This is a genomic window from Actinosynnema sp. NPDC059797 (assembly GCF_042732085.1).
Classification (GTDB): domain Bacteria; phylum Actinomycetota; class Actinomycetes; order Mycobacteriales; family Pseudonocardiaceae; genus Actinosynnema.
On record NZ_JBHWIE010000567.1, the window covers coordinates 1 to 3,318 of the forward strand.

Here is a 3,318-nt window from a genome sequence, read left to right on the forward strand (position 1 = left end):
CAGGTCGTTGATCGTGGAGTTGAGGGCGGCTTGGTTGAGGCGGGCGCCGTGGCAGTCGGGGCAGGTGGTGTAGGTGACGGCGCGGTCGACGAATTTGCGGATGTGGGGTTGCAGGGATTCGCGGTCCTTGGCGAGGTAGAGCCGTTGGACCTTGACCAGGAGGCCCTCGTAGGTGACGTTGGTCTTGCCGATCTTGACCTTGGTGGTGTCGCGGTGGAGGAGGGCGTCCCATTCTTGGTCGGTGTAGTCGGCGAGGGGTTTGTCGGGGTCGTAGAAGCCGGAGTTGATGTAGGTCTGGACGTACCAGTTGTCGACGGTGAAGCCGGGGACGGTGATGGCGCCCTGGTTGAGGCTCTTGGTGCGGTCGACGAGTTGGTCGATGTCGGTGGTGGTGGTGCGGCCGAGGCCTTCGCAGCGGGGGCACATGCCTTCGGGGAGGTTGAAGCTGAAGGCGCCGGAGGTGCCGGCGTGGGGTTGGCCGAGTCGGCTGAAGAGGATGCGGAGCATGGTGTGGGCGTCGGTGGCGGTGCCGACGGTGGAGCGTGAGTTGGCGCCCATGCGTTCCTGGTCGACGATGATGGCGGCGCTGAGGTTGCGGAGGTCGTCGACGTCGGGGCGGCCGAGGTTGGGCATGAAGGATTGGATGAACGCGGTGTAGGTCTCGTTGATGAGGCGTTGGGATTCGGCGGCGATGGTGCCGAAGACGAGGGAGGACTTGCCGGAGCCGGAGACGCCGGTGAAGACGGTGAGGCGGCGTTTGGGGATGTCGACGGAGATGTCCTTGAGGTTGTTCTCGCGTGCGCCGCGCACCTGGATGACGTCGTGGCTGTCGGCGAGCGTGCCCATGCGTGTTTCCCCCTGGTTTGTTTATGCCGTAAAGTAATGGTGTCGCATGGCGACTGGGGCACAGTACTTTACGCTGTAAGGAGTGGCAAGTGGCGGTGTTCGCGGGGCAGGGTGACGCCCGCCGGTCGATGCGGCTGCTGTGGCGTGACCGGGCTCCGGGCGCCGCGGCGGCGGGGTCGGGCGCGGCGGGGTCGGGGCCGGCGGGGTCGGGGCCGGCGGGATCGGGGCCGGCGGGATCGGGGCCGGCGGGATCGGGTTCGGCGGAGTCGGGCGCGGCGGGGTCCGGGCGGCGGCCGGGGTTGAGCGTGGACGCGGTGGTGGACGCGGCGATCGCGCTGGCCGACGAGGACGGCATGGCGGCGGTGTCGATGCGGGCGGTGGGGCAGCGGCTGGGTCGCACGGCGATGGCGCTGTACACGTACGTGGCGGACAAGGCCGAACTGGTGGACCTGATGTGCGACAAGGTGCTGGGCGAGCTGCCGGTCGATTATCCGCTGGACTCCGGGTGGCGGTCGGCGTTGACTGCGTGGGCGCGGGACAACCGCGAGTTCTACCTGCGCCACCCGTGGGTGTTGCAGGTGTCGCAGGCGCGGCCGGTGCTGGGGCCCAACGAGTTCACCACGGTGGAGACCCTGGTCCGGGTGTTGCGCGCGACGGGTCTGGAAGCGTCGGTGCTGCGTGGTGTGCTGGGGGCGTTGGTGCAGTTCGTGCGGGGTGCGGCGGCGGTGATCGCGGATGCCAGGAGTGCGGCGCGCGTGACCGGGATGGGTGACGACGAGTGGTGGTACTCGCGGTCGTCGCTGCTGGAGGAGGTGTCGCCAGACTTCGCCGACCGGTTCCCGCTGTCGACGTGGTTCGGGCAGGAGCCGCCGCCGCCCGTGCCGGGCAACGAGTGCGCGCCCTACCTGGAGCGCGACGCGGTGCGCAACTTCGAGGTGGGCCTGGCGGTGCTGCTCGACGGCATCGAGGCCACCGTCGCCCGGGGAGGTGCCTGAGGTGGGGCGCGTGACGCCGCTGGACGAGGTCGCGGGCAGGCTGCGCGCGGCCGGGTGCGTGTTCGCCGAGGACGAGGCCCGGTTGCTGCTGGACAACTCCCGCGACCCCGCGCACCTGGAGGCGATGATCGGCAGCCGCGTCGGGGGGTTGCCGCTGGAGCAGGTGCTGGGCTGGGCGGAGTTCTGCGGGCTGCGCGTCGCGGTGGAGCCGGGGGTGTTCGTGCCGCGCCGCCGCACCGGGCACCTCGTGGACCGGGCCGTGGCGGGGTTGGGGCCGGGCGCGGTGGTGGTCGACCTGTGCTGCGGCAGCGGGGCGGTCGGTGCGGCCGTGGCGCACCGCGTGCCGGGGGTGGAGGTGCACGCGGCCGACGTCGACCCCGCCGCCGTGCGCTGCGCCCGCCGCAACCTGAGCCCGGATCGGGTGCACGAGGGCGACCTGTACGCGGCGCTGCCCGCGGGGTTGCGCGGTCGGGTGGACCTGCTCGCGGTCAACGCGCCCTACGTGCCGACCGACGAGATCGCCCACATGCCGCCGGAGGCCCGTGACCACGAGCACCGCGTGGCGCTCGACGGCGGGGCCGACGGGCTGGACGTGCAGCGCCGCGTCGTGGCCGGCGCGGGGGAGTGGCTGGCGCCGGGTGGCCGGTTGCTGATCGAGACCGGCGCCCACCAGGCCGCCGCCACCGCCGCCGCGTTCCGGGCCGCCGGGCTGGACGCGGTGGTGACCTCCGACGAGGAGTTGGCGGCGACCGTGGTGGGCGGGACGTGGTCGGGGACGCCCCAGGGCTGAGGGCCTGAAGAGTGGGCCCGGCGCGTGGGTGCGGACCCGAGGTCGGTCGTGTTCCCCGTCGGCGGTGCGAGCGGTACAACAGGGTGGTGAACAGGTTCGAGGGCACGGCGCTGGGGCCGGTCGTGCAGGCCGGGCGCATCGACCGGGTGGTGCTGCGCGCCGAGCAGGCGCCGCCGTCCGCCCTGGCGGGTCTGCCGCCGGTCGAGGCCGCGTTCACCGGCCGCGCGGCCGAGCTCGCGGAGCTGGCCGGTTTCCTGGACCCGGGGGCCGACCCGGCCGCGGTGGTGGGCGTGCTGGTCGGTCCGCCGGGCATCGGCAAGACGACCCTGGCGCTGCGCGCCGCGCACGACGCCGTGGCCGCCGGGTGGTTCCCCGGCGGGGTGCTGTTCCAGGACCTGCGGGGGTTCGCGCGGGCGCCCCGCCTGGAGCCGGAGGCCGCGCTGGAGGTGCACCTGCGCGCGCTGGGCGTGGCCGGGCAGCACCTGCCGCCGGACCTGGCGGGCCGTGAGGCGCTGCACCGCTCGCTGCTGGCCGAGCGCCCCGGCCGGGTGCTGCTGGTGCTGGACGACGCCGGGGCCGCCGCGCAGGTGCTGCCGCTGCTGCCCGGCGACCGGCGGCACCGCGTGCTGGTCACCGGCCGCGACGCGCTGGGCGACCTCGCCCCGGCCCGCCGGTGGGAGCTGGGCG

The 3,318-nt window shown here is 73.6% G+C and carries 3 protein-coding genes and 1 pseudogene; 3 read left to right on the plus strand and 1 reads right to left on the minus strand.

All coding sequences use genetic code 11. The features are described 5' to 3' along the window. Positions 1-846, minus strand: a pseudogene (locus ACFV4N_RS41695) (excinuclease ABC subunit UvrA); the annotation flags it as partial. A gap of 89 nt (positions 847-935) precedes the next feature. Between ACFV4N_RS41695 and ACFV4N_RS41700 the strand changes: the two are divergent. The 3 genes from ACFV4N_RS41700 to ACFV4N_RS41710 all read left to right on the plus strand — a co-directional run. Continuing rightward, positions 936-1,841: a TetR/AcrR family transcriptional regulator gene (locus ACFV4N_RS41700; RefSeq protein WP_499678219.1), complete on the plus strand. Its 906-nt coding sequence runs from the start codon at positions 936-938 to the stop codon at positions 1,839-1,841. 10 nt (positions 1,842-1,851) lie between these two features. After that, complete coding sequence (locus ACFV4N_RS41705; RefSeq protein ID WP_499678220.1) at positions 1,852-2,631, plus strand: putative protein N(5)-glutamine methyltransferase; 780 nt, start codon at positions 1,852-1,854, stop codon at positions 2,629-2,631. A gap of 86 nt (positions 2,632-2,717) precedes the next feature. Next, on the plus strand, positions 2,718-3,318 hold a 601-nt coding region (locus tag ACFV4N_RS41710; protein WP_499678221.1), incomplete at its 3' end, for an AAA family ATPase.